The organism is Chryseobacterium sp. (genome assembly GCF_029240215.1).
In the GTDB taxonomy this organism is placed as follows: domain Bacteria; phylum Bacteroidota; class Bacteroidia; order Flavobacteriales; family Weeksellaceae; genus Chryseobacterium.
Genome location: NZ_JARBTK010000005.1, coordinates 46,099 through 63,994 on the forward strand (window position 1 = coordinate 46,099; position 17,896 = coordinate 63,994).

Annotated in this window: 17 protein-coding genes; 14 read left to right on the top strand and 3 right to left on the bottom strand. The window is 34.9% G+C overall.

Translation table 11 applies throughout. From position 1 onward, the window contains the following. Window positions 1-19: 19 nt before the first annotated feature. Window positions 20-631, top strand: a complete 612-nt coding sequence (locus K0R77_RS11950; protein WP_300352486.1) for a TerD family protein — start codon at window positions 20-22, stop codon at window positions 629-631. A gap of 111 nt (window positions 632-742) precedes the next feature. Beyond that, the gene (locus K0R77_RS11955; RefSeq protein WP_300352488.1) at window positions 743-1,780 is read left to right on the top strand and encodes a TerC/Alx family metal homeostasis membrane protein; all 1,038 of its coding nucleotides are present in this window, start codon (window positions 743-745) and stop codon (window positions 1,778-1,780) included. A 201-nt stretch (window positions 1,781-1,981) separates the two neighbouring features. Here K0R77_RS11955 and K0R77_RS11960 read toward each other — a convergent pair whose 3' ends face one another. Beyond that, window positions 1,982-3,526 (bottom strand): helix-turn-helix domain-containing protein, encoded by a 1,545-nt coding sequence (locus K0R77_RS11960; protein ID WP_300352490.1) that lies wholly within the window; start codon window positions 3,524-3,526, stop codon window positions 1,982-1,984. A gap of 302 nt (window positions 3,527-3,828) precedes the next feature. On the opposite strand from K0R77_RS11960, the gene K0R77_RS11965 reads away from it, so the two are divergent. Further along, on the top strand, window positions 3,829-5,271 hold the full coding sequence (locus tag K0R77_RS11965) for a hypothetical protein (RefSeq protein ID WP_300352491.1): 1,443 nt from the start codon (window positions 3,829-3,831) through the stop codon (window positions 5,269-5,271). Between the two features lie 488 nt (window positions 5,272-5,759). On the opposite strand, the gene K0R77_RS11970 is transcribed toward K0R77_RS11965, so the two are convergent. Beyond that, window positions 5,760-6,761 (bottom strand): catalase, encoded by a 1,002-nt coding sequence (locus K0R77_RS11970; protein WP_300352493.1) that lies wholly within the window; start codon window positions 6,759-6,761, stop codon window positions 5,760-5,762. Between the two features lie 287 nt (window positions 6,762-7,048). Between K0R77_RS11970 and K0R77_RS11975 the strand changes: the two genes are divergently transcribed. The 5 genes from K0R77_RS11975 (at window position 7,049) to K0R77_RS11995 (ending at window position 10,914) form a co-directional block, all read left to right on the top strand. Continuing rightward, entirely contained in the window at window positions 7,049-7,483 is a 435-nt protein-coding gene (locus K0R77_RS11975; protein WP_300352495.1) for an FKBP-type peptidyl-prolyl cis-trans isomerase, read from the top strand. 100 nt (window positions 7,484-7,583) lie between these two features. Continuing rightward, a complete protein-coding gene (locus K0R77_RS11980) occupies window positions 7,584-8,153 on the top strand; it encodes a helix-turn-helix domain-containing protein (RefSeq protein ID WP_300352497.1) in 570 nt (189 codons plus the stop codon). An 86-nt stretch (window positions 8,154-8,239) separates the two neighbouring features. After that, complete coding sequence (locus tag K0R77_RS11985) at window positions 8,240-9,706, top strand: class A beta-lactamase-related serine hydrolase (RefSeq protein ID WP_300352499.1); 1,467 nt, start codon at window positions 8,240-8,242, stop codon at window positions 9,704-9,706. An 87-nt stretch (window positions 9,707-9,793) separates the two neighbouring features. Next, window positions 9,794-10,204 (top strand): Rrf2 family transcriptional regulator, encoded by a 411-nt coding sequence (locus K0R77_RS11990; RefSeq protein ID WP_300352500.1) that lies wholly within the window; start codon window positions 9,794-9,796, stop codon window positions 10,202-10,204. A 56-nt stretch (window positions 10,205-10,260) separates the two neighbouring features. After that, a complete protein-coding gene (locus K0R77_RS11995; protein WP_300352501.1) occupies window positions 10,261-10,914 on the top strand; it encodes an NAD(P)-dependent oxidoreductase in 654 nt (217 codons plus the stop codon). A gap of 74 nt (window positions 10,915-10,988) precedes the next feature. On the opposite strand, the gene K0R77_RS12000 is transcribed toward K0R77_RS11995, so the two are convergent. Further along, window positions 10,989-12,014, bottom strand: coding sequence for a M23 family metallopeptidase (locus K0R77_RS12000; RefSeq protein WP_300352502.1), 1,026 nt, complete (start codon window positions 12,012-12,014; stop codon window positions 10,989-10,991). A 220-nt stretch (window positions 12,015-12,234) separates the two neighbouring features. Here K0R77_RS12000 and K0R77_RS12005 point away from each other — a divergent pair, with 220 nt between their 5' ends. The 6 genes from K0R77_RS12005 to K0R77_RS12030 all read left to right on the top strand — a co-directional run bounded on the left by K0R77_RS12005 (window position 12,235) and on the right by K0R77_RS12030 (window position 17,895). Further along, complete coding sequence (locus K0R77_RS12005) at window positions 12,235-13,275, top strand: NAD(P)H-dependent glycerol-3-phosphate dehydrogenase (protein WP_300352503.1); 1,041 nt, start codon at window positions 12,235-12,237, stop codon at window positions 13,273-13,275. A 636-nt stretch (window positions 13,276-13,911) separates the two neighbouring features. Continuing rightward, on the top strand, window positions 13,912-15,417 hold the full coding sequence (gene mqo, locus K0R77_RS12010; RefSeq protein ID WP_300352505.1) for a malate dehydrogenase (quinone): 1,506 nt from the start codon (window positions 13,912-13,914) through the stop codon (window positions 15,415-15,417). Between the two features lie 85 nt (window positions 15,418-15,502). Then, a complete protein-coding gene (locus K0R77_RS12015) occupies window positions 15,503-15,898 on the top strand; it encodes a hypothetical protein (protein ID WP_300352507.1) in 396 nt (131 codons plus the stop codon). A 3-nt stretch (window positions 15,899-15,901) separates the two neighbouring features. Next, window positions 15,902-16,528 carry a DUF1684 domain-containing protein gene (locus K0R77_RS12020; protein WP_300352509.1) on the top strand — a complete coding sequence of 209 codons (627 nt, stop codon included), beginning with the start codon at window positions 15,902-15,904 and terminating at the stop codon, window positions 16,526-16,528. Window positions 16,529-16,532: 4 nt separating this feature from the next. Beyond that, window positions 16,533-17,024, top strand: coding sequence for a GNAT family protein (locus tag K0R77_RS12025; RefSeq protein WP_300352511.1), 492 nt, complete (start codon window positions 16,533-16,535; stop codon window positions 17,022-17,024). Window positions 17,025-17,085: 61 nt separating this feature from the next. Next, the gene (locus tag K0R77_RS12030) at window positions 17,086-17,895 is read left to right on the top strand and encodes a glucose 1-dehydrogenase (RefSeq protein WP_300352513.1); all 810 of its coding nucleotides are present in this window, start codon (window positions 17,086-17,088) and stop codon (window positions 17,893-17,895) included. The last annotated feature ends 1 nt before the right edge of the window (window position 17,896 follow it).

The following is a 17,896-nucleotide window of genomic DNA, read 5'->3' on the forward strand; positions in this document are numbered from 1 at the left end:
AATAAATAAACAAGATAAAATGGCGATTAACTTACAAAAAGGTCAGAGAATAAACCTTACCAAGGAAAACGGAACGACGCTTTCTCAAGCTTGTGTCGGGATCAATTGGGGGGCAATCGAGAAAAAGAGTTTTTTCGGCGGAACTTCAAAAGAAGCAGTTGACTTAGATGGCAGCTGTATTTTATACGATGCAAATAAAAATGCAACTGAGGTAATCTATTTTGGAAACCTTAAATCTAAAAACGGCTCTGTAAAACACAGCGGAGACGATTTAACAGGTGACGTGAATGGTGATGACGGCTTAGATAACGAAGTGATCACGGTTGATTTTGCCAATTTAGATCCGGCTGTTGAGCACGTTGCTTTGGTTTTAAATAGTTATAGAGGTCAGGATTTCGGAACAATTCCTTTTGCGTCAATCCGTATTTATGAAGGAACACCTACGAATGTAAGAGAGGTTTTTGCTAAATATGATATCGCAAACGACAAATCGTTCAACGGTCATGTTGCCATGGTAATGGGAGTTTTCTATAAGAGAAACAACGAATGGAAATTCAATGCGATCGGAGATCCTACAGCTGACAGAAAACTGGAGCAGACGATTCAGACCGTTCAGCAAAAATATTTGTAAGATTTTAAATAAAAAATGTCTGAAATGATCTAATTTTAGACTCAAAAATTAAGCAATAGCTGTATTTTTACAGTTGTTGCTTTTATCATATAATAACATATAATAAACATAGTGGAACAACATAACATTTTAGATTTACACCCGGGGTTGGTGTGGGGGTTTGCGGTAACAGTCGTTGTCATGCTGCTTCTGGATTTAGGAGTTTTCAACAAAAAAAGTCATGAGGTTTCTTCAAAAGAAGCGACAATCTGGTCAGTAGTCTGGATTTCCCTTTCAATGATCTTTTCGGGAGTTGTCTATTGGGTTTTCAATACAGACGGAACGGCCGGAAGTCATGCGGTTGCGGTAGAAAAGTTCACTCAGTATCAGGCTGCTTACTGGATTGAAAAAGCTCTATCAGTCGATAATCTTTTCGTATTTATCTTAGTTTTTGGTTTCTTTAAAGTCCCTAAATTCCTTCATCATAAGGTTTTATTTTGGGGAATTATCGGAGCTTTGATCTTCAGGGCGATCTTTATTTTTGCCGGAGTTGAATTGATTGAATTAACTTATTTGCCTGAAATGAATATTTTCGGTCATGCTGTTAAAATCAATGTGGTAATGACTCTTTTCGGATTGTTTTTGATCTATGCAGGAATCAAATCTTGGGGCGATGGTGACGGTGATGATGATGAAGATTATAGCGATACGGCAGGTGCAAAACTGATAAAAAGTTTCTGGAAAGTTTCTGATAACTACGATGGCGACAAGTTCTTCACCGTACAAAACGGAATCAGAATGGCAACACCGCTTTTGGTAGTAGTTGCAGTAATTGAGTTTACAGACGTATTGTTTGCGGTAGATTCTATTCCGGCGATTTTTGCGATTTCAAATGATCCGTTTATCCTTTATACTTCAAATATTTTTGCGATTTTAGGATTAAGATCATTGTATTTCTTGCTGGCAAACTTCATTCATATGTTCAGCAAATTACCTTATGGTTTAGCAATTATCTTAGCCTTTATCGGTGTTAAAATGCTGATCGCACCATGGTATCATATCTCATCACCAATTTCATTAGGAATTGTAGGTGGAGTATTGGTTATCTCGGTTTTGCTTTCTGTCCTATTTCCCGATAAAAAGGAAGATGAGAAAGAACAATTAGATTAATAATAAATATCGAAAGGCTTTACAATTTGTAGAGCCTTTTTTTATATCCCAACTTCAAATGTATTGATGAGACAGTGTATTTAAACGTACCAACTATTTTTCAGTACATTATCCATTAAGTATTGAAATGACTAATTTCAAAAAGTATGTAATGCAAAATTCTTTACTGTTGATGGATTATAATAAGATGTCAGGTTTGAGCTAAGGTGTTTGTTTTTCAGATGAAGACAATGATAAAAACTGAGAAGGTGAGATTCCGGTAACCTCCTTAAATTTTGTAGAAAAAGTACTGTGGGAAACAAATCCCGAGTCTTCTGCAAGAAAACTGATCTTGTAATTTCGGTAGCTGGGGTTTTCAGTTATTTTTTTTGTGATATAGTTTATTCTTAATTCATTGATGTAATTGTTGAAGTTTTTATTATAATGCTGGTTGATAATTCTGGAAAGATAATTGGTATTGGTATTAAGATGCGATGCCAATTTTGAAAGTGACATATCCTGGTCCCTGAACATTTCTTCATTTTCAAAAATATTGAGTTTTTCTAAAATATCTAATTCCAGATCAGTATTAATTGAAGTTTGTACTGAGGCAGATAAGCTTTCAATGATTGTTTCTGTTTGTGTAGGATGCTGTGACTGAAATTGTTTTACATATTCCTGATAAAGTTTTTTCTGTTTTTTTAGAATAAAGAAATACCAAAAAGTAATGATGAGCAGTAGTATTGCAAAGATTAATAATAGGTATAGCAGATTTGAGACCCTTTTTTCTTTTTCATCAATGATTTTGATTTTATCATTTTTGATCTTACTTACTGCTGCTTCTACTCCATTTTTATTTTGTGTATTTATTAATTGCTTATAATGTTCTGCACTATCTGCATATTTTGAAATATTTTTTATGTCTTTTAATTTAATACTTGCTTCAATAATTTTACCATATATATAAGATTTTACTTCAGGAGTAATATAAATGTTTGGAGAAGAAAGTGCATTTTTATAATATTTTAAGGCTTCATTATAATTTTTATCATCAAATTCCATGTCTCCAAGATCTCTATAAATACCATAAAGATAATTTTTATGAGGGTTTTGTAAACTGGCTTTAATACCCTTGTTATAATAAAATCTGGCACTATCATACACCTTACTTTCTTTATAGGCATTCCCTAACCCAAGAAATGTATGACTTAAGATTTTATAATATTCTTCATTATGCTTAATTTTTCTCAAAAGAAAAATATTTTCTTTATTAACCTTCAGGGCTTTGTCCGTTTCCTTTTCAAATTTATAAAGATTACTAAGAACTGAATTAATGCTAAGTGTTACCACTGCATTCTCTTCACTGTTTTTTATGTATGAGCTATATCGTTTCGCCTTCAAAAGATATTCCTCAGCTTCTGAAGCTAGCCCTAAAAAACCATAAACTTCTCCCATGTTGCAATTCACAAGTGCTTTACATCCATTATCTTCTGTTTTTTCTGAAAAAACCAAAGCTTTTTGAATATATTTTACTGCTGATTTAGAATTTCCTTTGATCATAAAAGCCATACCTATAATACGGTTAGTATGTGCTTTAAAACGATCCGAATGTCCATCTTTAAGTAAAAATGATTCACCCAAAGAAATTTTTTTATCAGGGTTCGTTGTTGATTTAAGGAGAGAAATAAGACTGTCTTCTTTCTTGTTAATTGTCTGAGCATTTCCTAAGAAAATAAACAGTAAGAAAAGTATAAAATATGGTTTCATCATTTGTAAAGTTGTACAAATTTAGATAAAATAAATTTTAGTATCGAGAAAACGATCTCGTATTTGGGTTTTACAATTATATGATTATCAGTATTTTGTTTTTATATATTTTTAAAATTAATAATTCTGAAAGCCTATTCTTTTTCATGTAAGCATATTCCCGCTTCCTTTGCAGTCGTCATTATGATTAGGAACAACCCAAATTTTAAATGAAAAAAATATTAAGTAAAATAAATGATCAAATGATGCAAATTATTTGGCAATAAAGAATACAAACACAACTTTCGAAAAACAATTTTAAAATGAAAAAAAATATCATTCTTTTAGCTTTAGCAATTTCTTCACTGGCTTATTCTCAGGTGGGTATCAATAATGAAACCCCGAAAGCAACATTAGACATTACAGCAAAAACCACAGACGGTACAAAACCGGAAGGCATCATAGCGCCAAGATTGACGGGTGATCAGATAAAACTTGGAGATGCTCAGTATGATACTTCACAAACGGGAACAATTGTTTATGCAACTGCTGCGGTTACCACCACACCAACAGTAACCGACAAAACAAAAAATATTACAGCTATTGGCTATTACTATTTTGATGGGGCTTTCTGGCAATCTTTGAATGGTTCTGCCACAGAACCCTGGAAGGTATCGGGTTCAACTACTCCTGCGACAAGCAATACACAGAACATTTACCAGACAGGTAGAGTGGGAATAGGAAGTAACCCTGGTGCTACTCCTGAAGCGAATCTGAATGTTTTTGAAAGTAATGCTGACGGAAATACGGGGACTTCGTTTGGGATAAAAAATACGATGTCTTCTAATAAGCAAGGTATTAAATACGGCATCAATAATTTTCTATACGACAATTCTACTGCTGGATCAGGAGGCTTGTACGGCACATATTCTTCAACAATTGACGGTTCAACAGTATCAAAACCAGGCTATGGAGGATATTTCACTTATGACTTGAGCGGGGCTAAAAACAATGGAATTACTACACACACTCATGGTATGAGAAACACTATCGCATTAGAATCCGTCGGGGGAGACTTGACGAGCGGTTACGCTTATGCCAATTTTGCAGATGCCAAGGGATATGCTGCGGGAGGCAACCTCACGTTGACAGATTTGCGTGCATACAGTGGCTATACACTTCCCACAGCTTCTGCTGGGCATACGGCTTCTATAACCGGTCTTTTTGGTGGTCATTATACCGTGAGACCTAACCCTAATGGAGGGACAATCACATCTTCCGAAGTATACGGTGTCAGCGGACAGTTTGATCCAACTGCTGTTTCAGCTTCAGGTACTTTTAATGCTACTTCACAGATTGCGGCTCTCCGCTCATATATAAACTTAGACGGAGCGGCTATCTATAACATCAATAATCTGTATGGTATTTTCGTAGACAAAGGTCCTGCCTCAGGCACAAACGCAACTATCAACAGAGCCATAGGCTTATATATCGAACCTTTCACTTTTACAGGAGCCAATGCTGCCAACTCCTATAATATATATTCGGAAGGATCCCTTACCAAAAACTACTTTGAAGGGAAAGTAGGGATAGGATTAAATGCTCCAGCTGCGCAATTGCATATTGTAAAACAGGCAGCTGATCTTACTCCCGCAATTATAGAAGGATGTGGGGTATATGCAGACAATACAGAAGCATCTACTGCAGGTTTACCGGTTGGTGCTTTGTATCGTACCGCTTCAGGTGTTTTAATGGTAAGATATTAATAATGGTTTACGCTCCTAAATCTAAGCAGTTTATTGAATACTATAAAATAAAAAGAGCATAAAAGTGAATTTGTTTACTTGTGTTTTTATCAATTCCTTAATGTAATTACCGCTTCGAAAGAAGCGGTAATTTTTTTAACCAATAATTAGTTGCCGCAGATGCACAAATAAAATGTATTGCTTTTTTTAAGCTATTTGTATTTGTGCATCTGTGGCAATATAACAGACTTTAAGCTTTATATGATTTATCTTAATGAATGTTCGTAACTATTAATAACTTAGTTTTTAACGGTTTGTTTGTCATTCTGTAGGAATCTCAACACACTGAAAATAAAGCAGTTTAGATTCCTCCGGAATGACAAAATGACTGCTGATTTTAGCGTTATGATTAAAAACGGACATTCATATTTATCTTATATAGTTTAGAAAAAACAATACCTTTTTATTTGTGCATCTGTGGCAATATAAAAAATTTAAGCTTATATAGTTTACTTATACTTCAAAAGCTTATTAATCTTCTTTCTCGTCTGAAGCGAAGCTTTATACGCCTCATCTCTCAATTTCTGAATTTTCCCGACCGGCTGGAAGATTTCTGCACTTTCAAAAGGATTGAATGACAGCAATTCATTGTCGCAGGCTTTAGGATTGATCAAAGAATTTTTCTCAATTTTTACTTCACCTATTTTGATAAATGGTGAGTGTTCCCATTCCCGGTTCAGAATATTGATGGGCTGGTCTTTTAAATCATAACACAGCTGAATCAGTACATCAGAATAGTAGTTTTCGTAAAGACAAAAATCTTCAATGGCTTTTCGGGTGCTGAGTTTTCTGCCGAAATTTTTTTTAATGTTTTGTGGTCTCAGTTTAATCTTAATCATATGATCCCCCAAACGATAAGCACCTACCGAATGATAATTAAAAGACAGAAAAAAATCATTTCTTTTCATGAAAAGTTCCCAGCTTTTTTTAAAAAACGATGCTGTCAAAATGCCTGGCAACACCTTATAAAATTGCGAAATCAATTGAAAGGAATTACCCCATTTTTTGGTAAAAAAACGATTGATTGCAGTAAATAGCTTCAAAAATTTAGAAACTGAATTAATCGGGAACAATGGAAAATTCACCAACGGATAATTGGCAATTGTACGGTCTGCATCATCTTTTATTTTGATTGAAAACCCATAGGCAGGAATGTCTTTTTTATTTCTATTAATTTTTAAGTGAGCATTTGAAAGCCTTACGACGATATTGTATTTTTCTTTATCAAAAAGATATAAAAGATCTGACCGCATTTCAGGATTAATGATAAATTCTCCTTTCAAAACAGCATAGGTTTTTGCGTGTGCATTTCTTGTCGCGTAATTGACGTCGCTGATGGATGATGATTGTTCTACAAAATCTGCGATGCTTTTTTTTGCCTCTTCAAGGAGTTGTTTTTCTTCGTAGGAAAGCTTTTCAAAGTTCTTATTATATTTTAAAGGATTTGGCATATATTTTAAAAACTCAAGTATAACGCCAAGTTTTTAATTCTAGGTTAAGAGAATATTAAACTTGTTTGAAATTTGTGTTTTTGGTAATAAAATTTTCAAATTTTAAAGATTTATTTGAAAAAGCTTTGTGATCTTCTATAAGTGGAACGGCTTTGTGTAACTTAAAAACAGTTAGCAGTTCATAAATCTTTGTGCACTTTGTGTTAAAAATTGTGCATGATGATTAATAACGACTAAACTTCAATCTTCTTCACGCTCCAAAAAATCTTATCTTTGTAAAAAAAATTATGGGAGTAGCAGATATGTTATTTAAGCGCAAAAAAGAACAGGCTGAGAAAAACCTGAAAGACGGACAGGAATATATGACGGAATACGGTAAAAGAGAAAGCGTAGTGCAATTACCGAGCGGCTTGCAGTATGAAATTATCACTGAAGGTGACGGTCCGAAGCCAGGTCCGAAATCAATGGTAAAATGTCATTATCACGGAACAACGATTGGTGGTAAAGTTTTCGATAGTTCTGTGAAAAGAGGAACTCCGGCTTCATTTCCATTGAATAAAGTGATCAAGGGATGGACAGAAGGTTTGCAATTGATGTCTGTCGGAAGTAAATGGAGATTGATTATTCCACCGCATTTGGCATATGGAGATCAGCAGATCAGTAAAGAAATCGGACCCAACAGTACACTTGTCTTTCAGGTTGAGTTGTTGGAAATCAAATAAATTTGATCAGTTAAAATATGAAGAATTACCTGTTTTTCGGGTAATTTTTTATTTAAATAAACAGTTTGAATCTGTAAATTTGAATCTGTAATTTTTTCAAATGTCGGAATTAAAAAAAATCAGAGAACAGAAAAATCTCACTCAGGAAGAACTGGCTGAAAAATCAGGTATTTCCGTAAGAACCATTCAACGGATTGAGGCAGGAACATACCCGAAAGGTTATACGCTGAAAACCTTGGCTGCCACTCTTGATATTTCTGAAAAGCAATTATTACATCAGGAAATCCCGCAGGAAATTTTTGTTGAAAATTCTCTTCCATCGTCAGAAAAAGATGAGGTTCTTAATTATACTCTCATCAAAATGATTAATCTGTCTTCAATTCCTTTTGCGTGGTTTCCGGTTGCCAATTTTCTGCCGCCTTTATTGATGATGCTCTTCACAAAAGAGAAATCCTCAATTGTAAAACAAATCATTTCTCTTCAGATATTTTTAGCCATTATTTCGCCCATTATTTTTCTGATTGTTGCCTTCTTAAAACTCGGTTCGGCATCTGTAATGATAACGATGATTTGCTTAACACTTGGAAATGTTTTCATTATTCTGAGAAATGCTTACGAAATTGACAAGAAACGAAATCTTCGCTATAGCTTGAATTTCAGTATTATATAAATTTGTCATCCAGTTGTCGGGTTTTTGTCGGGGTGAATTTTTGAATTAAAACTGATTAATTCTGAATCTTTGTCAAAAATAATTCAATGACAAAAAGACTTTACTACGGCATTCTTATTCTTTTCCTTTTCTTTGGAAATCTGAAAGCTCAAATCGATAAAAATTCATCATTATTTTTAGAATTAAAAAAACAGGACAGCCTTTTCTTCGAGCGTGGTTTCAATAATTGTGATATTGCATATCTCGAAAAATCGGTAGATGATAATCTGAAATTTTATCATGACTTCGGCGGTTTCCAGGATAAAAAACTGTTTATGGAAAGAACGAAGAAAAATATCTGTGGCAATCCTAATCAAAAGCCGATTCGCAAAGTGATTGAAAGCAGTCTGGAAGTTTTTCCTTTGTATAATAACGGCGAATTGTATGGCGCTATCCAAACCGGAGAACATCAGTTTTTTACGCGCGAGAAAAATAAAGAAGATGTTTTGGGCGGACAAGCAAAATTCACATCAGTCTGGACCAAAAAAAACGGAAATTGGTTGATGAGCGATGTTCTCAGCTATGACCACGGAGATCCGGCTAAAACAAAAATTTCAGACGATTTGGAAAAATTATTAAAAGATAATAGCATCCCAACTTTAGGATTAGGTGTAATCGAAAATGGGAAATTAACACAAATAAAAGTTTACGGAACATTAAACGGCAAAACAACTGCGCCTTACAACAGCCTTTTTAATGTAGCATCATTAACCAAACCGGTTACAGCAATGACGGTTCTGCGTTTAGTAAGCCTCGGGAAATGGAATCTTGATGAACCACTTTACAAATATTTTACCGATCCTGATGTTGCTAATGATCCTCGACACAAAAAATTGACGACCAGATTGGTTTTGAGCCATCAAACCGGTTTCTCAAATTGGAGATGGATGAATAAAGACCAAAAACTCAGTCTTAATTTTGATCCCGGAACAAAATATCAATATTCAGGTGAGGGTTTTGAATATCTACGAAAAGCTATCGAAAATAAATTTCACAAAAGTCTGGAAGATTTAGCCAAAGAAATGATTTTCCAACCATTAAACATGAAAGACACAAGTTATATTTGGGATGAGAAGAAAGACTCACAAAGAATTGTAATGGGATATAACAAAAACGGAAAACAATATGATATTGTAAAAAATACAAAAGCAAACGCAGCAGATGATTTGATAACTTCTGTAGAAGATTATAGTAACTTCTTGATTGCCGTAATGGATAATAAACTGCTTTCACCACAAGTTTTTGAAGAAATGAAAGCCAAACAGGTCGAAACTAAAAAAAACAAATATTACGGACTCGGATTTGAAATCTATGACTTAGGAAATAATGAAATTTCCCTTTCACACAGCGGTTCAGATAAAGGTGTTAACACGTTTGCGATCATTTTACCAAAAACAAAAAAAGGTATTGTTATCTTCACAAATGTCGATGACGGCTACAAAATTTATGAAACTCTCATCAATCAATACTTTGGAGATATTGGTAGGAAGGTTGTTGAGATTGAAACAAAATAATTCTGATATAATTAATTACAGTTAAATTATTTTTAACTGTAATTAATTTTGTTACAATTAAAATTTGTATATCTTTGTATCATAATTATGAGCAATACAAGATTCGCAACAGCGATACATATCATGACATTACTGGCAAAAGTTCCTCAGGAATGGCTCACTTCTGATTGGATTGCCGGAAGCATCAATGTAAATCCTGTTATTGTACGTAAAGAATTGCGTGAATTACGTGAAGCGGGTTTAATTACAAGCAGATTGGGAAAAGATGGCGGAACGAGACTCTTAAAAAGTGCTGATGAAATTAAAATTTCTGAAATCTATGAAGCTGTAAAAAACAATGAAATTTTAGGAAAAAAAAACCAGAAACCAAATCCTGCCTGTCCGGTAGGGAAGGAGATCAACAATCATCTTTCTTTGCTTTTTGAGCAGACAGATCTATTGGTAAAAAGTTTTTTGGGAGACAAATCTCTTCAGGAATTTACAGATCAGTTCGATTAAAAATTTTTGACCAAAAATGTAACAATATTTATTACAATTAATTTAAATAAAAAAATATGAACAAAAAAGTAGCAGTAATCGGAGCCACAGGTTTCGTAGGAAAACAAGTTGTTAACGAATTATCAAACAGAGGTTATCAAGTGAATGCCATCGCTAGAGACAGCTCAAAAGTTGATGCGAAAGACAATGTAAATGCAATCAGCGCAGATGTAAACAATGTGGAAGAATTTGCAAAAGTTCTGGAAGGAAATGATGCCGTAATCAATACCTTCAATCCGGGATGGACGAATCCAAATCTTTATAATGATTTTTTAAACGGAAGTAAAAACATCGAAAAAGCAGTAGAACAATCCGGTGTTAAAAGATTTATTACCGTTGGTGGAGCAGGAAGTTTATTCATCGATGGAAACCAATTGGTTGACGGTCCTGATTTCCCTGCAGATATCAAACCGGGAGCAACCGCTGCAAGAGATTATTTGAATGAAATCAAACAGAACAACACTTTAGACTGGACGTTTTTCAGCCCCGCAATCGAAATGCATCAGGGAACGGCGGGTATAAGAACCGGAAAATACAGAACATCTCTGGAGTCTCCCGTTTTTGATGAAAACGGAAGAAGTATTCTTTCCGTAGAAGATGTTGCCGTTGCTTTGGTGGATGAATTGGAACAGAACAACCATATTCGTGAGCGTTTTACAGCAGCTTACTAATTTTTTTTCTTGATTTATATAAAGTTTCGGCGGCACCAAAGGTGCCGCCGAAACTATTTTTATCGATTAAATTTTTACAGATTCATAAACAACTTCGGATTCACCGGAGTATTGTTTTTGTGCACTTCATAATGCAAATGAGGTCCTGTGGAACGACCGGAATTTCCTGATTTTGCAATCACCTGTCCCACTTTTACTTTATCATTCGTTTTTGCAACCAATTGAGACAAATGTCCGTAAAGCGTTGCCAAGCCATTTCCGTGAGAAACTATTACACAGTTTCCGTAACCGCCTTTCTGTCCTGAGAAAATTACGGTTCCGGCAGCGGTGGCAATTACATCAGAACCAAAAGGAACAGCTATATCTAAGCCTTTATGATACTGCATCTGGTCAGCTTCCGCAGGTGGATTATTTTTTTCAGCAGGAGTTTTTGATGATGATGCAGCAACAGTATTGGAAGAAGTTGCAGGTGCTGAAGCTACAGTTTCTGTCTTTGCTTTTGGCGTAACCATTACTTTTACTTCACGTTTATTTCCGTAGCTGTCTGTCAATTCAATTGTTTTTTCGTAAGGTTCAGCTTTTACTTCAGGTTTTGGAGCTGCTGTAGCAGCTACTGTTGTTTTAGTTTCTGCTGTCGGTTTTACAGATGCGAAAACCGTTTTGAATGGAATAGGATTTTTTCTGATTCCGAAGTTAGATGAAATATAGCCTTCAGTAGGCATTCCCAAAGGAACCTGCATCAGTTTTTTCTGAAGATCCATCAAATATTGGCTGTATCTGTTTGATTGTTTGGCAAGATAAATTGAGTTTGAAACACTGTCGTTATCAAGAACCATCAGTTTTTCGTTCTTAATGTCTTTAGATTTTAAAAATGAATTCAGCTGTCCTACCGTTTGATCTACTAAGCTAAGGTCTGTCTTCATTTTCAGATAATCTACACTATCTTTTTCTGTATTTATTTTTACCAGATTGACTTCATAATTTTTATCATCTTTTCCTGAATATAATTTGGCAATAAAAATACTTTGTGCAAAAACTACCAGTAAAAGTCCTCCGATCAGAATGTTTACTTTCTTTTTGCTTCCTAAAAATTTCTTCATTTTTCTTTCTTGGAATTTAAAAACCGTTTTAAGGGTGCAAATTTAGTTAAAAATTAATTTTAAGAATTATTTCTAATTAAAATCTGGAATATTTTATGTTTAACGGAATATTAAACATTTAATTGTATGAGAATGTTAATTTTTAATAAAATAAGGATTGTTAGATTTATACAGCCACTTATTTCTTTGTTTTAATATATTTGCAATTCACATTTCAATTATGGCGAAAAAGAAATCAACTTTAGAATCTTCAAACTCAAAAAAGGCTAAACACGACATTTCTGTCGGTGTCGTAGGAAGCGGAAGTTTCGCAACGGCAATTGTAAAAATGCTTGTTGAAAACTGCAAAACAGTACATTGGTGCGTGAGAAGTGAATTTGTAAAAGGTGCTATTGAACTTCGCGGTCACAACCCGACATATCTTACAGCTGTTAATTTTAATCTTAAAAATTTAAAGCTTACTACTGATATTAACGAACTTGTTTCTGCTTGCGATGTGGTGGTTTTGGCAACTCCGTCAATTTATTTGTCAGATACGATGGATAAAATGACGTGTGATTACAAGGACAAAATTTTTGTTTCTGCGATTAAAGGGATTATTCCAAAAGTGAATGATGTTGTTGCGCATTATCTGAAAGAAGAGTTCCAAATCGGTTTCAGAAATCAGGCCGTGATTGCAGGACCTTGTCACGCAGAAGAAGTTGCGATGGAGAGACTTTCTTATCTTACCGTTGCGACCGTAGAAGACGAAACTTCAGACAAGTTAGTTGGAATTTTCAATTCAGATTTTATTAAAGTCAATTCGAGTAAAGATATTTTAGGGAATGAATACAGTGCAATCCTTAAAAACATTTTTGCAATCGGAGCCGGAATTGCAAGCGGCTTGGGTTATGGAGATAACTTTACCGCAGTTTTTGTATCAAACGCCATCCGTGAAATGGAAACTTTCCTTGAAGCGATTTACGAAGCTCCGAGAGATGTGAATGAAAGCGCTTATTTGGGAGATTTACTCGTTACGGCATATTCTTTATTCTCAAGAAACAGAAACTTAGGAAACCTCATCGGAAAAGGGTATACCGTAAAATCAGCAATTCAGTCGATGAACATGGTTGCGGAAGGATATTACGCCGCAGATTCCATCTATAAAACGGCAAGACAGAAAAATCTTGAATTACCGATCATTGATACTATTTATGCGATTTTATATGAAGGTAAAAATGCCGAGAAACAGTTTAAAAAACTGACTGCAAAACTGAATTAAGTTTTAGAAAAATAAAATATAAAGAGAACATCAGTAAATTATTTGCTGGTGTTTTTTTATGGCAGCTATTTCCGCCTGTAATTTATCCTGAGCGAAGTCGAAGGACTCCCGCTTTTTTGTCTCCGCTTTGCTCCGGCAAAAAGAGCTCCGTTCAAGTCGGGCTGCTGCAATTCGGCGTTTAAAAGTCGAGTAAAAAGTAAAAGAGCCAAGTATAAAGTGTGAACAAATAATTTGAATTTTACAAGCATCCCGCTCCTACGGAGCTCCCAATTTTTCTATGATATTGATTTCTACAAACATTTTGCACCTACGAGCAAACATATATAATTTTTATGATTGACTACAATCTGTCATCATGAAAAATGCCTTGTATTTCTTTATTAAGTTTACGCCTTTGTATAACTTATTACGGGAAAAATTTAAAATTCTTTCTTTGACTTTGCGATAAATAAAGTTATCAAAAACCGATATTCAATAATTTGCTTTTTGCAGATTCGATTTAAAAAATTTGAAAAACCCATTCAATCTGCGAGAGAATAAATTTCAACATTCTAAATCAAAATTTACCGTGTTAAAAATCATTAAACATCCATTTAATAAAAAACTTTTCCCGAAATTCGTAGTAAATTTAATGGAATGCCGAATACAATTTTAAGCAGAACACCAAAACCAAAATATGACGTTGTTTTAATCGGAGGTGGAATTATGAGCGCTACATTAGCAACATTACTTCACGAATTTGATCCCAATTTAAATATAGCAATTTTTGAAAGACTCGGAAGATTTGCCAAAGAAAGTACGGCAGCGTGGAATAATGCAGGAACAGGACATTCAGCATTTTGCGAATTGAATTATACGCCCGAAAATGAAGACGGAACAGTTGATATTTCTAAAGCTGAAAAGATTGCAGAGCAATTTGAGATTTCAAAACAGTTTTGGTCTTATTTGATTGACAAAAAATATATATCGACTCCGTCGGATTTCATTAATTCTTGCGCACACATGAGTTTGGTATTTGGCGAAAAAGATGCTGAATATCTCAAAAAACGTCATGAAGCGATGAAAGATTCGCCATTATTTTCTGCAATGGAATTTTCTACCGATCATGACCAATTGCGGGAATGGATTCCTTTGGTAATGAGTAAAAGAAACGAAGCCGAAATTCTCGCTGCCACAAAAATGGATTTGGGTACCGATGTGAATTTCGGTAGTCTAACCCGAAAAATGGGAAGACATTTACTTGAAGATTCAAACGTTGAAGTTTTCCTTTATCATGAAGTAAAAGATATCGATCCGAGAAACGATGGAAAATGGGAAATGAAAGTGAAAGATAGAATTCACAATCATAAGCAGGAAGTAGTTGCGGACTTTGTTTTCATCGGAGCAGGAGGTTACGCACTTCCTTTGCTGGAAAGTTCAGAAATTAAAGAAAGTGAAGGGTATGGCGGTTTTCCGGTTTCCGGAGAATGGTTGGTAACGCACAATCCTGAATTGGTAGAAAAGCATCAGGCAAAAGTGTATACTCAGGCAACTGTAGATGCGCCACCAATGTCAGTCCCGCATTTGGATTTAAGGATTATTGACGGAAAGAAGGCTTTGCTTTTCGGTCCTTTCGCAGGATTTTCAACTAAATTTTTAAAAGAAGGAAATTATCTGGATTTACCAGCAAGTGTCAATACAAAAAATATAAAATCGCTCTTCGGAGCTTGGTGGCATAATATTCCTCTGACAAAATATCTGGTACAGCAAGTTGCAATGACTAAGGCTCAGAGAATTCAGCATTTAAGGGAATTTGTAAAAGATGCCAAAGAAGAAGATTGGGAACTGAAAGTTGCCGGACAACGTGTACAGATCATTAAAAAAGATGGAAAACAGGGTGGGAAATTAGAATTCGGAACCGAAGTTGTGGTCAATCAGCAGGGAACGATTGCATCTTTGTTGGGTGCATCTCCTGGAGCTTCCACAGCAGTTTTTGCAATGGTCAATGTTCTTGAAAAGTGTTTTCCTGAAAAAATCAATGGTGAGTGGAGAGAAAAATTATTGGAAATGATTCCTTCGTACGGACAGAAATTAGCCGAAAATCCTGAACTTACCGAAAAAGTAAGAGCATACAGCAAAGAAAAATTAGAACTCAAACATTAAAATATAAGTAATGATTAATGGGCAATAAGTAATTTTGAGAACGCTGTAAAATTACCCATTACCCATTACTCATTATTCATCAGCTATGGAAGAAGTCGTTGTAAAACCCGTCATCGCAAAAGAATTGCTTGAATCTCTTCAGACAAAAATTGAAGAAGAGAAGCAGGTGATTGTGCACTGCTGTTTCCCGGCCTCACCGTTTTTGGGAAATCTCATCCGAATATGGAATACGACTTACCTTCTAGATAATACTTCAAGCCATAAAAGTAAATTGATTCACGCAGAAAATATCACGATTTATCCGAATTGGACAGCAGTTCCTTTTATGAGAGACTTTTGGTTTACTTTAATCTTTTCAGGACTTCCGAAGGATTGTACAAGCTTTGATTTTAAAGAAATTATTCCGGAAGAAGGTGGTTTTTTTGTGAAATCAATTAAACGAAACGGATCAGATATTTACAGAATTAAAATCTCAGAATAATTCATGAAAAAACACATTCTATTTTTACTCTTGCTACTTCCTGTTCTTCTATTTTCTCAGAAAAACAAACAACAGTCTAAGGAAATTCAGGAAATCAAAAAATTTCAGAAAAATTTAAATAAAGAATATTCAGATCCTAAAGAAACGCCTTTGAGAGATGATAATTTCATTCAATTTAAACAGCATCCTTTCTTTCCCATTGATTTAAAATACAGAGTTACTGCAAATTTTATTAAAACTGAAAATCCACAACCTTTTGATTTGCCTACATCTTCCGGAAAATCAAAATCGTATCAGGAATTTGGTAAAGCAACTTTTATTTTAGATGGAAAACCGTATACTTTAACGATTTACCAAAGCTTAGATTTAATGAAAAAAGAAGAATATAAAGACTATCTTTTCCTGCCTTTTCGAGATGAAACCAACAATAAAGAAACCTACGGTGGTGGAAAATATATGGATCTGAAAATTCCGACAGGAAACATAATCATTCTGGATTTTAATCAGTCGTATCAGCCATTTTGCGCTTATAATGCTTATGATTACAATTGCCCGATCGTTCCTGAAGAAAATAAGCTGGCTGTCGAAATACGAGCCGGAGTAATGTACGAAGATATTTATCATCATTAAAAATATGACTGAATTAAAATTTTATCAACCTGAAGATCTTCCTGAACTTGATTATATTCTCGATGATATTCAATCGCAGTATACAGCAACGGCAAAGCAATCTTTAGAAAGAATAGAAGAGAGAAACCACAATGGAGATTTTTTTGCTTACCCGATTACCATTTTTTATGACGAAAAAGTAGCGGTTTTTTTTGTGCTTGATTTTGGAGAAGAAAAATATGATCTTACAGAAAATCCGGATTCGGTTTTGCTTCGTTCATTATCTGTAAATCCTGATTTTCAGGGAAAAGGGATTGGAAAATCAGCAATGATTGAAGTCGATCACTTTGTAAATGAACATTTTGCAGATTGCAACGAGATTGTTTTAGCCGTAAACGAGAAAAATACCTCAGCTTTTCAATTGTATGTCAAAAGCGGATATGAATTTGAAGGTAAAATGAGAGAAGGCAGAAGCGGTCCTCAGTTTTTAATGTTTAAAAAACTTCAGAATAATTAAATCAATTTTTTAGTTTGGCGTGATACTTTCAATTTGGTTTAAACACTATTGAAATATAATTATGGAAGTATCACTAAAAAATCAGGTCGCCATCATCACGGGTGCATCAAGCGGAATAGGTACGGGAATCGCAAAATCTATTGCCGAAGCCGGAGCTACTGTAATCATCAATCATTCTTCAGAAAAATCTCACGAAAGTGCTCAAGAAGTATTAAAGGAAATCACTGATACAGGCGGAAAAGGAATGACTTATCAATGTGATGTTTCCAAAGAAGATGAAGTGATCAAAATGTTTCGGGATGTAGTTGCTGAGTTTGGAACGGTTGATATTTTAATCAATAATGCCGGAATTCAGAAAGATGCGAAATTTACCGAAATGACACTCGATGACTGGAATGCAGTAATCAATGTTAACTTAACAGGTCAGTTCCTTTGTTCAAGGGAAGCCATCAAAGAGTTTCTCAGACGCGGTATTGATACTTCGCGTTCAATTGCTTGTGGAAAAATCATTCACATCAGTTCGGTTCACGAAATTATTCCCTGGGCAGGTCATGCCAATTATGCGGCAAGTAAAGGTGCTATCAAAATGCTGATGCAGACTTTGGCGCAGGAATATGGTCCCGACAAAATACGGGTCAACTCAATCGGTCCCGGTGCGATACAAACACCTATCAATAAACAGGCTTGGGAAACGAAAGACGCTTTAAATTCTTTGTTGGAGCTTATTCCCTACAACAGAATCGGGCAACCAAAAGATATCGGAAATTTGGCTGCTTTTCTAGCGAGTGATCTTGCAGATTATATTTCAGGAGCAAGTATTTTCGTAGATGGAGGAATGACGAGTCTTGAAAGTTTTGCAGATGGCGGATAAG